Annotated in this window: 13 protein-coding genes and 5 pseudogenes; 14 read left to right on the forward strand and 4 right to left on the reverse strand. The window is 58.0% G+C overall.

Annotation, left to right across the window (positions count from 1 at the left end):
- Positions 1–270 precede the first annotated feature (270 nt).
- From FB593_RS23850 to FB593_RS23860, 3 genes and pseudogenes are all read left to right on the forward strand, one after another.
- Entirely contained in the window at positions 271–1,029 is a 759-nt protein-coding gene (locus tag FB593_RS23850) for an ImuA family protein (RefSeq protein ID WP_145167080.1), read from the forward strand.
- Positions 947–2,461 carry a DNA polymerase Y family protein gene (locus FB593_RS23855; protein WP_186447961.1) on the forward strand — a complete coding sequence of 505 codons (1,515 nt, stop codon included), beginning with the start codon at positions 947–949 and terminating at the stop codon, positions 2,459–2,461. Before FB593_RS23850 ends, FB593_RS23855 begins: the two co-directional genes overlap by 83 nt.
- Positions 2,458–3,786, forward strand: a pseudogene (locus tag FB593_RS23860) (PHP domain-containing protein); the annotation flags it as partial. The gene FB593_RS23855 and the pseudogene FB593_RS23860, both read left to right, overlap by 4 nt.
- A gap of 191 nt (positions 3,787–3,977) precedes the next feature.
- Here the strand turns inward: FB593_RS23860 and FB593_RS28090 are convergent.
- The 3 genes and pseudogenes from FB593_RS28090 to FB593_RS23875 form a co-directional block, all read right to left on the reverse strand.
- Positions 3,978–5,242, reverse strand: a pseudogene (locus FB593_RS28090) (methyl-accepting chemotaxis protein); the annotation flags it as partial.
- 789 nt (positions 5,243–6,031) lie between these two features.
- Positions 6,032–6,320: pseudogene (locus tag FB593_RS23870) on the reverse strand (IS5/IS1182 family transposase); the annotation flags it as partial.
- 282 nt (positions 6,321–6,602) lie between these two features.
- Positions 6,603–7,250, reverse strand: coding sequence for a TetR/AcrR family transcriptional regulator (locus FB593_RS23875; protein WP_145167081.1), 648 nt, complete (start codon positions 7,248–7,250; stop codon positions 6,603–6,605).
- Positions 7,251–7,468: 218 nt separating this feature from the next.
- Between FB593_RS23875 and FB593_RS23880 the strand changes: the two genes are divergently transcribed.
- From FB593_RS23880 to FB593_RS23900, 5 genes are all read left to right on the forward strand, one after another.
- Positions 7,469–8,362 (forward strand): NAD(P)/FAD-dependent oxidoreductase, encoded by an 894-nt coding sequence (locus FB593_RS23880; protein ID WP_210246043.1) that lies wholly within the window; start codon positions 7,469–7,471, stop codon positions 8,360–8,362.
- Between the two features lie 23 nt (positions 8,363–8,385).
- Positions 8,386–8,859, forward strand: a complete 474-nt coding sequence (locus tag FB593_RS23885; protein WP_145167083.1) for a methyltransferase family protein — start codon at positions 8,386–8,388, stop codon at positions 8,857–8,859.
- 1,396 nt (positions 8,860–10,255) lie between these two features.
- Positions 10,256–10,486, forward strand: coding sequence for a hypothetical protein (locus FB593_RS23890; protein WP_145167084.1), 231 nt, complete (start codon positions 10,256–10,258; stop codon positions 10,484–10,486).
- A 232-nt stretch (positions 10,487–10,718) separates the two neighbouring features.
- On the forward strand, positions 10,719–10,970 hold the full coding sequence (locus FB593_RS23895; protein ID WP_145167085.1) for an antitoxin: 252 nt from the start codon (positions 10,719–10,721) through the stop codon (positions 10,968–10,970).
- On the forward strand, positions 10,967–11,278 hold the full coding sequence (locus tag FB593_RS23900; RefSeq protein WP_145167086.1) for a type II toxin-antitoxin system RelE/ParE family toxin: 312 nt from the start codon (positions 10,967–10,969) through the stop codon (positions 11,276–11,278). The genes FB593_RS23895 and FB593_RS23900 overlap by 4 nt, the downstream gene beginning before the upstream one ends.
- A gap of 398 nt (positions 11,279–11,676) precedes the next feature.
- On the opposite strand, the gene FB593_RS23905 is transcribed toward FB593_RS23900, so the two are convergent.
- Positions 11,677–12,708 carry an IS110 family transposase gene (locus FB593_RS23905; RefSeq protein ID WP_145167065.1) on the reverse strand — a complete coding sequence of 344 codons (1,032 nt, stop codon included), beginning with the start codon at positions 12,706–12,708 and terminating at the stop codon, positions 11,677–11,679.
- Positions 12,709–13,459: 751 nt separating this feature from the next.
- Here FB593_RS23905 and FB593_RS23910 point away from each other — a divergent pair.
- From FB593_RS23910 to istB, 6 genes and pseudogenes are all read left to right on the forward strand, one after another.
- A complete protein-coding gene (locus tag FB593_RS23910) occupies positions 13,460–13,693 on the forward strand; it encodes a hypothetical protein (protein WP_145167087.1) in 234 nt (77 codons plus the stop codon).
- Positions 13,694–13,814: 121 nt separating this feature from the next.
- A pseudogene (locus FB593_RS23915) lies at positions 13,815–15,568 on the forward strand (ABC transporter permease).
- A 23-nt stretch (positions 15,569–15,591) separates the two neighbouring features.
- The gene (locus tag FB593_RS23920; protein ID WP_145167088.1) at positions 15,592–16,923 is read left to right on the forward strand and encodes an AAA-associated domain-containing protein; all 1,332 of its coding nucleotides are present in this window, start codon (positions 15,592–15,594) and stop codon (positions 16,921–16,923) included.
- Positions 16,924–17,604: 681 nt separating this feature from the next.
- Positions 17,605–17,904 carry a hypothetical protein gene (locus FB593_RS27615; RefSeq protein ID WP_186447962.1) on the forward strand — a complete coding sequence of 100 codons (300 nt, stop codon included), beginning with the start codon at positions 17,605–17,607 and terminating at the stop codon, positions 17,902–17,904.
- Positions 17,905–18,002: 98 nt separating this feature from the next.
- A pseudogene (locus FB593_RS23930) lies at positions 18,003–18,944 on the forward strand (Mu transposase domain-containing protein); the annotation flags it as partial.
- Complete coding sequence (gene istB / locus FB593_RS23935) at positions 18,934–19,728, forward strand: IS21-like element helper ATPase IstB (RefSeq protein WP_072637590.1); 795 nt, start codon at positions 18,934–18,936, stop codon at positions 19,726–19,728. The pseudogene FB593_RS23930 and the gene istB, both read left to right, overlap by 11 nt.
- The last annotated feature ends 117 nt before the right edge of the window (positions 19,729–19,845 follow it).

Genomic DNA, 19,845 nt, shown 5'->3' on the forward strand with positions numbered 1-19,845 from the left:
CAGGCTTTTTCGTTTTGGACCCTACTTGGGCAGCGGCATGTTTTAGGTCCTGCGCAAAACGCGAAAAAAAAAGAGCCCCAGCAGATACTTGGAGCTGGGCGGTTAGGTCACTGATTCGCTTGGTGATTCGCGTGTCGGTGTTTCAGCCAGCCCTAATTTATCCTCTGGACGCCCGCTTGACTCTTTTCCGGCAACGGAACAAAAAGAGAACCTCCATATTTTGAGGGGCATGGAGTCCCTTGCAACGCGAGCTGAGGAGGTCCGTGAACGATGTCGCGCGCCCATAATCCTCGGGTCATCGAGGAACTGAGAGACCGCATCGCCCACCTGGAGGGCAGTGCGGCAAAGAAAGCCATCGTGCTGCCCTTCGGCGTTCGCGAGATGGACGAGCATCTACCGGGAGGCGGGCTATCCTATGGCGCTCTTCACGAGATAGCAGGCGGCGGCGCCGGCACGGTCGATGGAGCCGCAGCGGCATTGTTTGCCGCCGGAATTGCCGCGCGCTCGAAGGGCAAGGTCCTATGGTGCCTCACGAGACCCGATCTGTTTTTCCCCGCTATCGCCCAGGCCGGCCTACATCCCGACCGGGTGATCTTTTGCGAGGGTGACAAGGAGGAGGATGTGCTGGCTTCGATGGAAGAGGGGCTTTCCTTCGGCGGATTGGCTGCAGTGGTCGGGGAACTCGTTCGATTGCCGATGGTGGCATCTCGGCGGCTGCAACTGGCTGCCGAGAAGACCGGAACCATGGGGCTTGTTGTCCGCAGGTGGCGTCGGCAGACGGAGGCGTCGGATTTCGGCAACCCGACGGCCTCCACCACCCGCTGGAGAGTGAGTGTGCTCCCGTCGGAGGCGTTGCCAGTCGCGGGCGTCGGGCGGGCGCGATGGCTGGCGGAATTGATGCGCGTGAAAGCAGGCGAGTGTGCTGAGTTTGAATTAGGAGCCTGTGATGCCAAGGGTCGTGTGTGTCTACTTCCCCACTCTGTCGACAGACCGGATACGACGGCATGGAGAGGGAACCGTGCCAGCTGAACAGCCTCTCGTCGTCATCTCGAAATCAGGCTCCAAACGCTGGGTCTCGGCTGCCGATACCGCCGCGCGCAAACTCGGCCTCAAGCTCGGCATGCCCGTGAGTAAAGCCCAAGCGATCGTTGCCAATCTAACGATGATCAATGCCGATCCGTCCGCCGACGCCGCTGCCCTTGAGCGCCTGGCGCTTTGGGCGCTGTGGCAATACAGCCCTGTCGTCGCCGTCGACGGCGTGGACGGTATCGTCATGGACACGGAGGGCGCCGACCACCTGCAGGGCGGCGAAGATCTGCTGATCTCCGGGTTGGTCAACGGATTAAGAGGACGGGGTCTGACCGCACGTGCCGCCGTCGCCGATACCTGGGGAGCAGCGCATGCGATCACCCGCCTGACGTCGGCGGAGACGACCGTTGTTTCGCTAGGCGGCGTGGCGAAAGCAGTCACGCGACTGCCCATCCACTGTCTCCGGCTCGCCCCGGACACGATCCACGGTTTGCGGGTGATGGGCGTCGAGACGGTCGGGGAACTCTCCGCGATGCCACGCGCGCCCTTGACGCTGCGATACGGCCCGGAGGTCGGTAGGCGGCTGGACCAACTGTTCGGGCGGATGGCAGAACCCATCGAACCTCTACGGACCCCAGAGCTGGTCGAAGCCGCGAAGAACTTTCAGGAGCCAATCGGCGCCGCGGAGACAATCGCCAAATATGTACGCCGACTGGTTGGCGAACTGACATCCAAACTGCAAGAGTGCGGCCTTGGCGTGAGGCGTTCTGATCTTGTCATCCACCGTGTCGACAACACCCGCCAGTGCATTCGAGCCGGATTGGCAAAACCGGTGCGCGATCCCGCTCGGCTGTCGAAGCTGTTGTGCGATCGCATCGAGAAAATCGACCCCGGCTTTGGAATCGAACGCCTGGTGCTGGTCGCCATCATGGCAGAGCCGCTGGAGGAGCGGCAGGTCGCGTCGTCACTCATCGAGGAGCAGGTTGTCGATGTCACGCCGCTTGTCGATATTCTCGGCAACCGTGGCCAGCGTCTCTACCGTGTCACGCCCGTCGCCTCCGATGTTCCCGAGCGGTCGGTGAAGCGGATTGGGCCGACGGCGGACGACACCGGAGCGACATGGGCCGCGAAATGGCCACGGCCATCGCGGCTGCTGGCGAACCCGGAACGCATCGACGTGACCGCTCTGCTTCCCGACCAGCCGCCGGCCGTGTTCACCTGGCGCGGCAAACGCCGCCGCGTGAAACGGGCAGACGGACCTGAGCGGATATTCGGCGAGTGGTGGCTTCGTCCGAGAGAACATGCTGCTGTTCGGGACTATTTCGTCGTCGAGGACGAGGCAGGGGAACGCTACTGGGTCTATCGCGCCGGCGATGGCGTGGATGCTGACACAGGCTCGCACCTCTGGTATCTGCATGGGGTGTTCGGATGAGATATGCCGAGCTCCAGGTTACCACGCATTTCTCCTTCCTCCGCGGTGCCAGTTCCGCCGAGGAACTGTTCGCCACCGCCGCAGCGCTCGGCATCGACGCCCTCGGTGTGGTTGACCGCAACTCGCTGGCCGGAATTGTCCGCGCCTGGGAGGCGGCGAAGACCACCGGCGTGAGACTGGTGGTCGGCTGTCGTCTCGATCTTTCCGACGGCATGTCGATTTTGGTCTATCCGACCGATCGGCCAGCCTATTCGAGATTGACCCGATTGCTTTCGCTTGGAAAGAGCCGGGGAGGAAAGGGCAAGTGCATCCTCGATCTATCCGATGTGGAAGCCTATAGCGGTGGCCTGATTGCTGTCCTTATTCCTGATGAGGCCGACGAGACCACTGCGGGCCAGCTTAGGAAGATCGCCGCGACCTTCGGCGACAGAGCCTACGTTTCTCTGTGCTTGCGCCGTCGGCCGAATGATCGCCTGCGGCTTCATAACCTCTCGAACATGGCGGTACGTCACAAGGTCAAAACGGTCATCACCAATGACGTCCTGTTTCACGATTCCAGCCGCCGGCAGCTGCAGGACATCGTCACCTGCATCCGCAACCGCACCACCATCGATAGCGTCGGCTTCGATCGTGAACGACATGCGGATCGGTTTCTGAAGGCACCGGAAGAGATGCACAGGCTCTTCTCGGAATATCCGGAAGCGCTGGCGCGCACACGCGAAATCGTTGACCGCTGTCGTTTCGACATGAGCGAGCTTCAGTATCAATACCCGGAAGAGGCCCTTGTGCCGGGCCTTGATGCCCAACAGTCGCTGACCAAGTTCGCTTGGGAAGGCGCTGCCACCCGATATCCCGAGGGGATCCCCGACAAGGTCCGCAAGGCGATCCTTCACGAACTCGAGCTCATCCGGGTGATGAAATACGCACCGTACTTCCTGACCGTCTATAGCATCGTCCGGTTTGCCCGGTCGCAAGGCATCCTCTGCCAGGGCCGGGGGTCGGCGGCGAACTCGGCCGTTTGTTACTGCCTGGGTATCACCAGCATCAACCCCGAGACCGGTGACCTGCTGTTCGAGCGGTTCGTGTCGATGGAACGCGACGAGCCGCCGGATATAGACGTCGATTTCGAACATGCACGCCGCGAGGAGGTCATTCAATGGATCTACGAGACCTACGGGCGCTCACGCTCAGCGCTCTGCTCCACCGTCACACGCTACCGCGCCAAAGGCGCGCTGCGGGATGTCGGCAAGGCGCTCGGCCTGCCTGAGGACCTCATCACCCAGCTTTCCTCCGGTGTCTGGGGCTGGTCGGAGGGCGTCGGCGAATAAATGGAGGGTTTAGCTCTCGCGGCGACGCTCAACAGGAAGTCGGAGGTTCACATCCTATCAAGAGCGTGGATTGGCACAGTTCAAGCGATGTCCCGCTCCCAACTTTGCCAAAGCGCATTGTTCATGATCAGAGGAGTGGGTGCCAAAATGGTCTTCTGGCACCGCTCCGACTTAAACTGCTGCGTTATTCAGGCGGCCCGTTGTCCCCGCAAAACACTGTCGGAGCCTTGTCCACCACGCAAATCAAACTGTGCTAGCAACTGGTTGAGCGCGGCGGCTTCTCGAGCAAGGCTGTGGCTCGCCGCGGTGGACTGCTCGACCATGGCTGCATTCTGCTGGGTGCCCTGGTCCATCACGTTGACAGCGGTGTTGATCTCTTGCAGTCCAGTGGACTGTTCGCGGGAGGATTCGACGATCGCATTGACATGGCGGTTTATTTCCCGGACCTCGTCGACAATGGTGTCGAGTGAGCTCCCAGTCTGCTTTACCAGGCTGACCCCGGTCTGAACCTGCGAACCGGAAGCAGCGATCAGGGTCTTGATTTCCTTTGCGGCTGTCGCCGAACGTTGCGCGAGTTCGCGAACTTCCTGTGCAACGACTGCAAACCCTTTTCCGGCTTCACCTGCGCGAGCAGCTTCAACACCGGCATTCAAGGCCAGCAGGTTGGTCTGGAACGCGATCTCATCGATAACAGAGATAATGTTGCCCATTTCTCCTGCGGATTTCTCTATGGCCATCATGGCCTGTACGGCGTCCTGCATCAATTCGCCCGAGCGTTCTACGCCGCTTCTCGCCTTCTCAACCAGCTTGCCCGCATCGTCAGCGCGTTTGGCTGAGTCCCTTACGGTCGTGGTGATCTGTTCCAGCGCCGCAGCGGATTCCTCGACAGATCGTCAGCTGCAGATCTGATTTCATTTGCACCAGCATCGATGCCGGCCGCATTCTGCCCAACGGATTTCAAAACCGAATGGAGTTTTTCGACCGATCCGTTGAAATTAGAGCGAAGCTCGTCAAGCGCACCTGTGAAAGGGGTCCGGATCCGGTGAGAGACATTACCATTTGCCAAAGCTTCCAGTCCTCCACGGAGGGCATCGACTGCGAACTTTGTGTTCGCTGCCTCTTCCGCTTTCTGTTTTTCTCGCTCCAGTCTCTCGTTTTCAGACATGACACGGTCAGCATCTGTCTGTTTTTCGAGACGATCCTTTTCGATTGCGTTGTCACGGAAGACCGCGACTGCCGATGCCATGCTGCCGAGCTCATCACGTCGATCAGCGCCTGGAACGACCTCATCGACCTTTCCAGAAGCAAGCGACATCATACGTGAGCGGAGACGCTCGATTGGAGACGTGATCTCGCGTTTCGTAACAAACACGGCCAAGAGCAGCGTGAGCGCAAACACACCGGCCAAGGTGAGAAGGGTGTACAGGATGGTGTCGTTTGTCTTGTCGGAGAGTTCCGCGGACTTGTTCTTGATGTTGTCGCTGGCGCTATTGATCCACGTTCTCATCTCAGCAATGGTCTTGGCAGCCTTCTCGTCAGCCTGCACGAGCAGCGCTTTTGCTTCCTCATCGCGATTGGCCGAGCCTGCTGCTACCGCCTTGTCGGTAATCTCGATGATTGATTCAGCCTGAGACTGGAGAGCGCCAAGCGTCTGGCCTTCTTCTGGCAACAGCTTTTCGGCATTGTCGATCAGTTCGTGAAGTCTCGTCTTGCTCGCCGCGTAGTCATCCGTCGCTCTTTTCATTCCTGATGTACCACCGTCGTACAGGAAGACCTGATACGCGTCATAGACGATGGCAACCAGGCGCTGGCTGGCGATCGCCATGTCGATCTCCGCGTTACCATCCTTGGATATGAAGTCGGTGTACTCAGTGTCAGCGGATTTAAAGTTGCTAAAGACGTAGAGAGCCCCTCCAATGCCGATCAGGCATTGGGAAGGACCAGGGACAGGACTTTCGTCCTGATCCGGAGGTTTTGCATGAGTGACATGGTGACACTTCCATGAACAGAGGGGGGGCACGCAAAAAAGGGGTGGACATCATTGTCCGCGTTTCAGAGCGGCTTCTGCCGTTCGCGCCTCTACCCCAAGATTATGTAGGATAATATTCTCTCAAAACATTAAAGTGTTGTTAAGCTTATTTTGGGTTGAAATAGATGCTTTAGGAGATATTCAAAACAACTCTAAATAAGCATTTTCTGCTTTTCCTGCTAAGGAGTTGGTTTTAGCGTGGTTGTCCTCTGTGCCTTTGTGAGCGCCGGTCCATTGCGCGACAGGATCAGACGGGGAGATGAACTTCGGTGTCACTGGCGATGCAGCACCGAATTCGGCATCATCGAGAACGGTGAGCGTCCCCCTTTGCTTCCCATTCAGCTCCTGGTACCGAACGCTGCTTGTCGGCATCCGCTGCAATAAGGCTGGCATCGACGGCAAATCCTTCTGCGCTCACAAATCCTTGCGCGAGGCATCGCTCCGCTACCGTTTTGAACATATGTCGCAGGATATCTCTCTGCCGAAACCGGCCATGGCGATGACATTGTGCCATTGCCCCAAAGGCGGGAATGCGGATGCTGGGTGTGGGCATCGGTGATGCACGCTCGAACGTCGGCATACCCGATACTAGCTGTCATTGCAGAAATAAATTGCTGTCAGTCTAATGAACTCGACCAACGTCATTATCCAGTGACCGCTGTTCGATTCCGATCAAGGGGAAGATGCTGCTACAGCATCTGCTTCGACGCCCTCTACGGTTCTCGCTCAACGACGGCTTAGTGTAACTTACCGAAAGCGGACGGTTTCTCTCGGCCTCGTCCGACTACCCAATCGTATCGACTTTGTCGCGGTGCGCAGCGATGAACATGCCGACGGCCGAGCGGCAATAGGATTCGATCTCGGCGTCGTCCGATGCTTTGGCCTCGTCGAAGCGGGTGACAATCAAAAGATCGGAGCCCTTGAAAAGTGCTGCAAACAAGCGGGCCGACCGGAGCGGATCGGGCACGTTCAGAAGCGCCTTCGCATGCAATTGACGCAACAGGCCCTCGATTTGCGCAATGATATGGGCAGGCCCTGCTTCGTAATGGAGCTTGCTCAACGACTTCTGGTTTGGCGTGTCGGCCATGACCATGGCTTCGACATTGCGGACCTCCGGGCGCAGAAGCGTGCGAAGCAGTGATGATCCCGCCGCCATGAGTTGATCTTCGGCTGTACCATCGACGCCTTCAAAGAGTTTCTGCGGCACTAACTGCTGGCAGCGGGCCGCAAAGGCCGCGCCAAACAGCGCTTCCTTGTTCTCGAAGTGCTTGTAGATGCTGAGCTTGGATATCTTCGCGCGCTGGGCGACCATATCTAATGTCGCCGCATGAAATCCCATCTCCTCAAACAGTTCGGACGCGGCGTCGACGATGGTTTGACCAAGCGCCTCGTTGGCGGGGCGGCCGCGTCGGTTTTGGACATTTTCACTCATGGAAATTGCGATCCTTGACAGTATCGTTATTAAATCTTACGATACCATTCAGTATCTCAAATGCGCAAGTCAAAACCGCCGACCCGAGCCACGAGGGTGCCATGCAACGAAGGACACTGCTGAAGTTGGCCGTAATTTCCGTCATTGGTGTCCCTCCTGCTGAGGCCGCCGCACAGCTCAATCCATCCCCCTCTATTCGCAATACGGAGTTTCCCACCATGAATGACGTCATTATTATCGGCGGCAGCTTTGCTGGCCTCGCGGCCGCTCTGCAGCTTGGCCGTGCCCGTCGAAAGGTCATCGTTCTCGATACCGGCCTGCAGCGCAACCGCTTCGGTGGCCGCTCGCACGGCGTGCTCGGCCACGATGACAAGCCACCGTCCGCAATATTGGCCGAGGCGCGGCAGCAACTCGCGCGCTATCCTGCGATCAAAATGGTCAACGCCCGCGCCGACAGCATCTCCGGTACCGTCGACGACTTCTCCGTCCTCACTGGCGATGGTGAAACCCTGAGCGCGCGCCGTCTGATCCTGAGCTACGGCGTTGTTGACCAAATGCCTGATGTTCCGGGTTTTGCCGAAAACTGGGGCACATCCGTCATACCATGCCCCTATTGCGACGGCTTCGAAGTTGCTGACCAGCATTGGGGCCTCGTCTGGTCTGGCCCGCAGTCGATGAATCAGGCCAGGCTGTTTCACGATTGGACCGACAGGTTGACTGTCTTCGGCAATGGTCACGACATCGCTCCCGACATGCGGGCCGGTCTGGCGGGCCGCCAGGTACCTCTTGTTGACGGCCGGATCACCGAAATCGCACGTCACGGGAGCCATGGTGCCTCCATCAAGCTCGATACCGGACCCGATGTCGCGGTGGACATCCTGTTCGCGCATCCCCGCAACAAGCCGTCCGCAAGCCTGCATGAGGCACTGGGCCTCGCCACGGTCAATACGCCAACAGGTATCGCCCTCAAGACCGACGAGCGCCGCGAAACCAGCATGCCAGGCATCTACGCCGCCGGTGACCTTGCCAACTCCGGCATCCCCTCGATCACCACGGCAACATGGCAAGGCGCGATGGCAGGCATCTTCGCTCAGCAGTCGATGCTGCGTTGAGAGCTCAGATTGGAGGGCAGAACATGGCCGTCGAAACTGACAGCGCACGCGTGCGCTTCCCTCCGCCCTTGGTCTATCTGGGAGCGCTGCTTTTGGGGCTGGTAGTGGAGCGGTTTGTTCCCCTTCGCTCGTTCGGCGTCGACTGGCATTTGCTGATCATAACCGGCGCGCCGCTGCTCATTGCCGGCGCAGCGATGATGCTTGCGGCGGCGGGGCTCTTCCGACGGTTGGGCACGAACGTTCGGCCGTCACAGCCAGCAACCAAAATCGTAACGACCGGACCATATCGGTGGACCCGCAATCCCATGTATCTCGGCATGGCACTTGTATATGTCGGCCTCGCGATCGGTTTCGACGGGCCGATCGCCTTTGCCTTGCTCCCGTTGGTGCTGATCACGATCCAGACGCAGGTGATCGCCCATGAGGAGCGCTATCTCGAAGACAAGTTTGGCGAAGAATACCGCCGCTACAAGGCCGACGTTCGCCGCTGGTTCTGACTATTTGGTCACCGCTTGTCCCCACAAATGAGCCGTCGACGCATTTCACGCTGATGCCTACCTTCGAGAAGCGGTAACCAAGAGCGGACAGACCGCCACCGGCCCAAACTGGTCATTCCATCGAGGTCATGCTGAGGTATGCATTTGAGAAATTGGAGACGGAGTACTGCTTTTAACAACAGCGTGGTCGGTTCGTATCTCATCAAGGCGATGACAACTTTTCCCTATTCGGGATCTGGGTAGCAAAGGAACAGAAAGCTACATAAGGATTTCCCAGCCTTGATGCCAGTTCGGACGCGTTCAACATTGCTTCAGGTACGCGACTAGGCCCTTCAAACATCGACGTGCTTTACGACGTGAGGCGCCCAAGAGGATCGCGAGATTTCGTCTTCGGTCGGGTTCACCGTCTCATACTCCTCCAACAGCGTCAGGAACGCCCGATGTGGATGCATGACATCCTCGGGCTTGCGGAATCCCCACTCACATTCCTCGCAATGCGCATAGATCATCTGTCGGGTCACGTCCTTCTGTACACAGAGGCGGCCCTGATTGTCACACTGTGGGCAGGTCCCAACATAATAGATTTTCGCCATCAACAATCGCCGCCTCCGCTATCCCCGCCGGTGTCGTTGCAGCCGCCGGTATGCGGAAGATAGTCGTGGCCGCCAGAGCTACCCGTTATGCCGCTGGCAAGCACTCGCCGCAGCCCCTCTCTCCGCGGCCAGATGAAGATCAACAGCACGAGTAGGACCAATGCGAAGCTTCCGGCTATCATGAATTGCAACAACAATCCCAAATCTCCTCTCTGCTTGATTGTCCTGCTAGAATAGTCCCATCAGTATGAGATGAAACCAGCAAAAGACCTGGAAAGCCGCCGAATTTCACAAACACCCTTCCACATAACCATAGCCGATAGACTCTCCCACATTTAAGTTAATATGGAGCCGGGCATCGATATGCTGGCTAAACGTGTTTCACCGGCGAGCAAAACCTTGATCTGAAACGCGACAGGTTGGCGCGTGCCGGGTGCTAGAAGATCTACGACAATGTCTGCTCGGCGTGCGCGCCGAAACGCTTTGCCCAGCGAAGGCGCTTGAGATCGTTTGGGCAGGCGACGCGCTTTTAGTAAGGAAACTCCCTCGCATCGACCGCCCGCTAGTAGTTGGCATGGTGACCGTGAATAAAGCAGCAAGGGATCGACCTGAAAGCCCTGATGGGCGACCTAGACACCACAACGACAATCGACTGCTTCGTCTTCGGCATCTTTACGACGCTGGCAGAGTCGATGAGTGGAGCCTCTCATGCATGGGCGCTAACGTACGGGAACATTTTGACTAGCGTGCATGTCGAAGACATGGCTATCTGGCCCGCTTGCACTTCGGAAGGATGAACTACCATGCAGAAATCCCATAAAAGCCTGATCTTGGCTCTGGCGTTGATCATCGGAGGAGTTCTGGCTTTCTTCCTCTTTCTCTACCTTACGGGACACGATCCCGACGAGAGCCCGCTCACCCTGATTGAGTGGGTTATCGGTGGAGCTCTCATCGGGCCCGGTTTTGGCTACCTGTTGAGGTGGAGAGCCGTAAAATATCTGGCCGTCCGCTCGGTCCTGATTGCTGTTGTGTAGTCTTTTCTTGCGAAACGTCTTCAAATGACCGGGTCGGCGGTTCAGTTTGGTTCAAGAGCAAAACGCAAACGTCCAGCGATAGGGGGTGTGCTCGAGCGGAGCAAGGCAGGGGATCGGCGTCTTCTTCGAAATAGCAAAGCCCTCCAAAGGACATCGGGTCAAATATCAGCGGAGGTGGCCATATCCCTACATATGTGTTAATGTGGGTTTCTCAGTTCAGGAGGTGCGTCAGATGAGCCGATTGACGATCGACATAACGGACCAACAACATCAAAGCCTGAAGGCGCTGGCAGCTTTGCAGGGCAAGACAATCAAGCAGTATGCACTTGAGCGCCTCTTCCCCGGTGACACAGACGCAGAACGAGCCTGGGAGGAGTTGAAGACTTTGATGAACACGCGCGTCAATGAGGGGCTTGCCGGACGACTGTCGACTAAAACCGTAGGTGAGATCCTTGATGAGGAGATTTCCGAGGGCCGTGCTTGACTGCCTATATTCTTACCGCCGAGGCTGAATCAGATCTACGTTCGGTAATCCGCTACACGCATGCGCAATGGGGTGGTGCGCAGCTACGCCGCTACGTCTCGGGTTTGGAGCGAGGTATCGCAACCCTTGCCGAGGGCAGAGGTTCTTTCAAGGATATGAGTGCGCTTTATCCGGCGTTAAGAATGGCGCGATGCCAGCACCACTACGTCTTTTGTCTGCCTCGAGAGCATGCGCCAGCCCTCATCGTAGCGATTCTTCACGAACGAATGGATCTGATGAAGCGTTTGGTTGATCGTCTGAACGAATGATGTTTGGACGGAGGCGAGATTATGCGAGCGCAAGACCGACGAATCGCTGCTATCGCATGGTCGAAAAACGGGGTCGGCGGTTCGATTCCGTTGTCTAATCGCCTGCATCCGGTCAAGCGGATTTTAAACAAGGCACTTCGTTGCCGTGTTGCTAACGCGACATCTTTTTATATTTCCTTTCGACATCTTTCAGTCCTGCAAATTCGTCCGGTGCTGGGAGCACGGTTGTCTCCGCGGTCGACATGCAGTCGCCGCATGATGGGTTTTCGCAGGTGAGGTCTTCCTATGTTCAAGACGCAGTCTCAATGAGCTGCGACGGAATCTACGGAATGACCTAACCCACGTCCACAGCAGGGACGCCCAGCATCTCAGTCGTATTGAGGTGCTGAGGCAGGTAGTTAAGCCGCTGCGCCGGCCAATGGATTGAACGCTTCCCCGGCCTTGAGCATGCTATGCATTATGACGGCAAGTTTTCGCGCAACAGCAACCGCGGCACGTTTGAAGCCCAGCCGCTCACGCAGCTTCAGCCCCCAGGTCTTTAGACTGCATTCGGTCCTGGCAGTGGTTCTCGTTAAAAGAACGGTTGCTGCCTCGTAGAGTAATCCCCGCAGCCGACTATCACCGCGTCGCGAGATATGGCCATCATAATCTATTTCGCCAGACTGATAGCGCCGCGTCGTCAGCCCTAGCCAAGCGCCGACAGAGCGCGAGGTGGGGAAGTTTTCAGGATCTTCGATCGCGGCAACGTACGAGACGGCCGTGACGGCGCCAACGCCTGGAATCGTCATTAGGAGCTTCGTAGCCCGGCTCTTTCTGGAAGATACGAGCAATTGGTGATCAAGATTGGATGCGCGCTTACGTATGTCGCGCCATGCCTCGAGCAGGGGCAATATCACAGCTGCCAGGCCGCTATTTCCATCCAGTAGCGCTCTCACATTAGCATCAAATGCCCCGCCTTTCCCTTTGGGCACGATGAGACCAAACGTTTTCAGGAGACCACGTATTTGGTTGCTGAGCTGCTTGGAAATGCTTACGAGCTGGCTACGCGCTGCCACCAGCGTGCGCGTCACCATGTTGTCGAAAGTCTTTACTCGCACGACTTTGTAAAATCCGGCTTCTGCCAACTGCGCTAGGCCATCCGCATCATTGGCATCAGTCTTGTTGAGGGTTTCATTCAGAACCTTTTGCGCATGACGTGCTTCAATGCAGATCGCGGGAATTCTTTCGGCGTTCAGCGCATGATAGAACCATGTCGACAGTGGACCTGTCTCGAAGACGACTAGCTTTGCATGCGGAGCATGCTTGCGGATGATTTGCGATAGAACTTTCGGATCAGAAGGGCATTTCCCTCGCCAGATACGCTTCCTATTCTGTCGGATCGAAACCGCAGTATCTTTCAGCGAAACATCAAGCCCGATATATTGGTCCATGGTTGCCTCCCATTTGATGCTGGGCCCGGTTCCAAACGTGAGCCCGTATTTCCATCTTACCGGGGGCAACCACCCATGTCAGATATTGCTGAGGGAAACCGTCCCGCGATTACCCCATGTTCAAGAGCTTAAACCCATTCACTTAGGCCCGGCATCCGATTCATAGGGAACGGCCGTAACGGGCGCGCGAACGGCGCCGTGCAGGACGAGGTGCCCTTGATCCACGAGTGCCTCGAGAAGGGTGACGGTATGCATCCGTGATCCGTCGGTGCTCGCGCTCCATTTCTGCGGCGCAGTTATGCACTATTTATCCGTCCATTTAGATCCAATTTTCACGAGAGACTTTGTCAGCTCTGTCAGTCTATCGTGAACTACCAGACTGGTCCGTTTTCACAGCTATTGGAAACTCGGGACGGTTCCTTACGCATCATTATCCCAGAGCAAATATCGTCTATTATACTATGGTGTAATTGTGGTGCACCAACGCCTCATTGACCCCCCAACCTCCCTTGTGACAAAACACTCATGCCTTCGCAACGCAAACTGTTGCGAGGGTCTTCGAAACAACAGATCAAGGCACCAATGGACAGCGATCTTAGTCGCCATCCGGTTGCGGCGTCAGGCTGCGAGCGGATGGTCATCAAAACAATCTGGAACGCTCCCGGCGCAACCGCCCGGGCGAGCGCCGGTCGGGTCTAGCCTGTCCGGTTCGCCGCCCGGACTCGCCGATGGCGGGCCGAGGAGGTGAACCATGAACAACATCGTTCTTTTCCGCGGACAAAGGTCCGCATCCAAATTTTCCGTATTGCAGTCACTGCCCGTCAATTCTGGTGTCCCCAAGGAAAGCTCAAAGCGCGGCCAGCTTGTTGCCATCTGGCACACCAATCCCCTCAGCGGAAGGCTGGAGTGCGTCTGGATCACAGAACCCGGTGACCCCCTCGATGAAGAGGGCAGTTCCGCAGCGGGCAGCCAAATGGCGGCGTAGGACCTCCTGATTTTTGCCTTCGTTCTTGGAGTGTCGACGGCATCGCCCGGCGATCGCATCACTCATCACATCGCACAGACATCCCGCCGACACTCACCATATTCTTCCATGAGGTTATCACATGGTCTTTCTTTCCAATGATCGCCGGGGGCATAGCGCCGTTGCCGAACTGGCGCGGACCCGTATCTTGCCAAATGGCTACGACCTCGCAGCGTTCGCCTTCGTTGCGGCACTCGCCATGCTCGCTCTGCATGGCGCGGCCGAAATGCGCGCACCGCTGGAGGGCCTGGCAACTGCTCCTATCTCGCTCGATCCGGCACGGCTGCCGGAATATGCCCTGCGTACGACGCTGCGGATGTTCGCCGCAATCGGGGCTTCGCTTGTCTTCACCTTCGTTTTCGCGACGCTTGCGGCCAAAAGCCGGCGGGCGGAGATGATCATCATTCCCGCCCTCGATATCCTGCAATCCGTGCCGGTACTCGGCTTTCTGACCTTCACCGTTACCTTCTTCATGGGAATTTTCCCAGGAAGTCAGCTTGGCGCTGAATGTGCGTCGATCTTTGCGATTTTCACCAGCCAGGCTTGGAATATGGCCTTTTCCTTTTATCAGTCGCTGCGGACCGTCCCGCGCGACCTCGATGAAGTGAGTCGTGGCTTTCGCCTCTCCGCCTGGCAACGGTTCTGGCGCCTGGAAGCTCCTTTTTCGGCGCCCGGGCTGATCTGGAATACGATGATGTCGATGTCTGGCGGCTGGTTCTTCGTTGTTGCCTCCGAAGCGATCACCGTTGGCGATACCACGGTACAGCTACCGGTCTCGGCTCCTGGCTTGCCCATCGACAAGCAGGATTTTGCGGCAGTGAGCTGGGCCGTGCTCGCCATGGGCGTTGTCGTCGTTCTCTATGACCAGCTGCTCTTCCGGCCGATCGTCACCTGGGCCGACAAATTCCGGTTCGAGCAGACCGCCGGGCAGGAAAAGCCCCGTTCGTGGGTCTATTCGCTGATCCAGCGCACGCGCCTGCTCAAACGCCTGATGAGACCACTCGCCTGGGCATGGGGCAGCCTGATGCTCATCCGACTGCCGTCAGCATCCCGAAAAGCGCACTTCGCCAGACGTAACAATGCCAAGACGATACGCTTGCTCGACTATGCCTGGTTCGCTCTGATTGCATCCATCGGCATATGGGGCTTCTGGAAAGCATTTGCCTTCGTGAGCCAGACGCTGACATGGAGCGACGCTTGGGACGCTTTCCAGGGGGGGCTTGTCACTCTGCTGCGCGTGCTTGTGCTGATTGCAGTGGCGTCCGCGATCTGGGTGCCGGTCGGCGTCTGGATCGGCCTCAGACCCGCCGTTGCCGAGCGTGTTCAGCCGGTGGCGCAGTTCCTTGCGGCCTTCCCCGCCAACGTTCTGTTTCCCTTCGCGGTCATTGCAATCGTCGCGACCGGCGCAAACCCGAATATCTGGCTATCGCCGCTCATGGTGCTCGGCACACAATGGTATATCCTCTTCAACGTCATCGCAGGCGCGAGCGCCTTTCCGACTGACTTGAAAGAAGCCTGCTCCGTCTACCAGCTCCGGTCATGGACGTGGTGGCGGCGCGCCATCCTGCCGGGGATTTTTCCCTACTACGTCACCGGTGCGCTGACGGCATCGGGCGGCTCGTGGAACGCCAGCATCGTCGCCGAGGTGGTGAGCTGGGGCCATACCAAGCTCGAAGCCTTCGGCCTCGGTTCATACATAGCCAAGGCCACGGAGGCCGGCGACTATCAGCGTGTCATCCTTGGCATGCGGTCATGTCTCTCTTCGTCACGCTTCTGAACAGAACCCTCTGGCGCCCACTCTACGTCTTTGCCGAACGCCGCCTGCGTCTAAACTGATCATCCCGGTCGGAGTAACAATTATGGAAAACATCATATTCACAAAGAAGGCAGGAATTGCCGAAGCCGCGCCACTGGTCTGCGCCAAAAAGGTCTGCCAGATTTACGACAAGGGTGCATCCGGCTCGCTGGTCGTCCTCGATAGTGCCGATCTAGAGCTTCGTTCGGCCGAGATTGTCGGACTGCTCGGGCGCTCCGGTTCCGGCAAATCGACGCTCCTGCGGGCGATTGCCGGCCTGATCCGGCCGAGCGATGGCGAGGTTACCTTTGAGGGAAGGCCCGTTACGGGTCCCAACTCTGGCGTCTCGGTCGTCTTTCAGAGTTTCGCGCTCTTCCCCTGGCTTTCAGTCCTGCAGAATGTCGAACTGGGTCTCGAAGCCCAGGGCGTCGTACCGTCTGACCGGCGAAAGCGGGCGCTTGCCGCCATCGACCTCATCGGTCTCGACGGCTTCGAAAGCGCTTATCCCAAGGAACTCTCGGGCGGCATGCGCCAACGCGTCGGCCTTGCCCGTGCCCTCGTTGTGCGCCCGAAAGTGCTGTTGATGGACGAGCCTTTCTCGGCTCTCGACGTGCTGACAGCTGAAACACTGCGCACCGATCTTCTCGATCTTTGGTGCGAGGGGCGGATGCCGATCGAGTCCATCCTGATGGTGACGCATAATATCGAGGAGGCCGTACTGATGTGCGACCGCATCCTGATCTTCGGGTCGAACCCCGGCCGTGTCATCGCCGAAATTCGCGTCGACCTGCCCCAGCCACGCAACCGGCTTGACCCAAGTTTCCGGATGCTGGTCGAGGACATCTATGCAAGGATGACCGCGAAAACCGGCACGGCGACGCGCGACGGGCTATTCCCTGGAACGGGCATCGCCATGGCCTTGCCGCGGGTCTCGACAAACCTGATTTCCGGCCTGATCGAGACGGTTGCGGCCGAGCCCTATCTGGGACAGGCAGACTTGCCGCCGCTTGCCGCGCATCTCCATCTCGACATTGATGACCTTTTCCCCGTTGCCGAGACGCTGCAACTGCTGCGCTTCGTCGATCTGGAAGGTGGCGACATCCGGCTGACCGGACCGGGCCTGCGCTTTTCCGATAGCGATGTCGACGAACGCAAACGCCTGTTCGAGCAGCATCTCGCCAGCTATGTGCCGCTTGCCGCCCACATCCGCCGCGTCCTCGACGAACGGCCGACACATCGCGCTCCGGCCCGGCGTTTCCGCGATGAGCTTGAGGACTACATGTCGGCGGACTATGCCGATACCACGCTGAAAGCCGTGACGAACTGGGCCCGTTACGCCGAATATTTCGCCTATGACGAAAATGCTGACCTGTTCACGCTCGAGAACCCGAGTTGAGAAGACAAAGGAAGAATATGAGCGACGACGATCGGCCGTCCCCGGATCCGCGGGGCGGCCGCTCAACCAAGATCTTTCGAAATCGATGGGTAAACGATGCCGGACACCAAGCATGGCTTCGGACGGCCGGTAAATTCAGGCGGGCCGTACTCTCGCGTTACCTGCCCGCTTGCAGGGCGGGGTCATCCTTCTCAAAGCAACGGGGAACTCGGCCGCTTCCTTGCAGTCGTTAAGGAAAGAGGTTGGTGACCGGACGTTTTGATAGGTATCTGTTGCGTATAGAGATGCGGGCGCTTCTTTGGTTGCCCACTGGCTTCTCCGTTGGACGACGAGATTATTTTCCAGGACCTTCTGTCGCGTCACCAGATCACGCGGGCTGATGTGCATCCCTGCCTTCGAGTGGGCAAGTCTTGCTATCCTGCTGCGCCACAGCCGTGGTCTTTAGCGCCGTAGCGATGGAAATGACAACCGCAGCGAGGCATCTTGTTGACCGTCCCTCAAATCAATTTCGGCCTTCGCACGCGGTTTCGTAGTCTGCTTTCAAGGAACCGGTGTTGGCATTGGTTTTGGGAGAGGTTTGAGTTTGCTCACCGGCTCGCTGGTAAGGGCCATTCCGGCGTCGCACCATGCTATAGGGGGCCGGCCGCCGTTCTAATCAATGTTCACAGGAAGGATGTAGGCATGAGGCGTGATTTTTTCCGGAGCCTGACCGAGATGCCCATTTTGTGGTTGGGGATCTCTGTGCTTGCGACGAGCATCTTCATCGCCGACACGGTGACCGATCTGGAGATCGCGTTCGCCGTTCTTCATGTTTCCGTCGTCCTGATTTCGGTGCGCTCTGGTCAGCCACCCGCGATCATTGCCGTGGGGATCGGCTGCACCAGCCTTACCGTCTTGAGTTACTTTCTTACACCGCGTGGGAATCCGGAGCCGGGCATTGTCAACAGCGCTCTGAGCAGCGATGCTATGCAGATGAAATGACAACTTTCCGAGATCGATTGCGAGCAATTCATATGTCATGACTTCCTCCTTTGGTTGGCCATTTATTCTGACAGTTCGGAGGGAGGCGTCCATCCCATAACATGAAGACCGCGGTTGATCGTGTCGGTCGTGGCAAAGAACGGCAGGTCAATATCCGTTTCCTTGCTATGACGAACCACTACGTCTTTGCGCCTGAGTTTTGCAATCCCGCCGCAGGTTGGGAGAAGGGTCAAGTCGAGAAGAATGTTCAGGATGCCCGACCGCGACTTTGGCAACAGATGCCGGACTTTCCAGATCTGGCGGCGTTGAATGCCTGGCTGGAACAGCATTGCCAGGATCTGTGGCGCGACATAGCGCACGGCACCTTGCCCGGCACGATCGCAGACGTCTGGTCCGCAGAACAGCCGACATTGATGGCACTCCCTGCCGCCTTCGATGGCTTCGTCGAACAGAGCAAGCGGGTCTCACCGACATGCCTGATCACCTTCGAACGGAATCGCTACAGCGTGCCTGCATCATTTGCGAACCGGCCCGTCAGCCTACGGATTTATCCGGAGCGACTGGTCGTGGTGGCCGAGGGTAATATCCTCTGCGAACATCAGCGGATCATAGAACGCAGCCACGACGAACCGCCACGAACAACTTACGACTGGCGGCATTACCTTGCGGTCATCCAACGCAAGCCCGGTGCCTTGCGCAATGGTGCGCCCTTCCTGGAATTACCGTTAGCCTTTCGGCGGTTGCAGGACCAGATGCTTCGCCGCCCCGGCGGTGATCGTGAGATGGCCGATATCCTTGCTCTCGTCCTCCATCATGACGAACAGGTCGTCCTTCGCGCTGTGGAACTGGCCCTGGATGCGGGCGTGGCAACCAAAACGCATGTGCTGAACCTACTGCATCGACTGATCGACGGCAAAACCACTGATGGTCCCGATATCGACACACCACAGGCGCTGACCTTGCTGCGCGAACCCAAGGCCAACGTCGAACGCTACGATGGCCTGCGCGTCCGGATAGCAGGAGGCCGCAATGCGTCATGATCCTGCCAGCGCCGCCGTCGTCATCATGCTGCGTAGCCTGAAGATGTATGGCATGGCCCAAGCGGTCACGGACCTGATCGAGCAAGGAGCCCCAGCCTTCGATGCGGCCGTGCCGATCCTGTCCCAGTTGTTGAAAGCCGAAATGGCCGAACGTGAGGTTCGCTCGATCGCCTATCACATGAAGGCTGCGCGCTTCCCCGCCTACAAGGACATCTCTGGATACGACTTCGCCGCCAGCGAGATCAACGAAGCGACGGTGCGCCAACTGCATCGATGCGAGTTCATGGACGGAGCGCAGAACATTGTCCTCGTCGGCGGACCGGGCACAGGCAAAACACACGTCGCGACCGCTATCGGCGTCCAGGCGATCGAGCACCACCGCCGAAAAGTTCGCTTCTTCTCGACCATCGAACTGGTCAACGCTCTCGAGCAGGAGAAGGCCAAAGGCAAGGCAGGCCAGATCGCCGAGACGCTGGTCCGTCTCGATCTGCTGATCCTCGATGAGCTCGGATACCTTCCGTTCAGTGCTTCCGGCGGAGCGCTGCTCTTCCACCTGCTGAGCAAGCTCTACGAGCGCACCAGCGTCATCATCACCACCAACCTCAGCTTTAGCGAATGGGCCACGGTCTTCGGTGACGCCAAGATGACCACCGCTCTGCTCGATCGCCTGACCCACCGTTGCCATATCCTCGAAACCGGAAATGACAGCTTCCGCTTCAAGGCCAGCTCGGCCGCAGCAGCACAGAAGAGAGGAGAAAAGGCCAATCCCTTGACCAAACCCTGATCAGAAAACCATACTTAGAGGTGGGGATGCGGACTAAAACTTGGACCACCAGGAGGTAGTTCATGTATTCCCATGCTGACAGAATTCGCGCGGTCGAGCTGTATATCAAGCTCGGCA

The sequence above is a fragment of the Rhizobium sp. SJZ105 genome (assembly GCF_007828365.1).
Lineage (GTDB): Bacteria > Pseudomonadota > Alphaproteobacteria > Rhizobiales > Rhizobiaceae > Agrobacterium > Agrobacterium tumefaciens.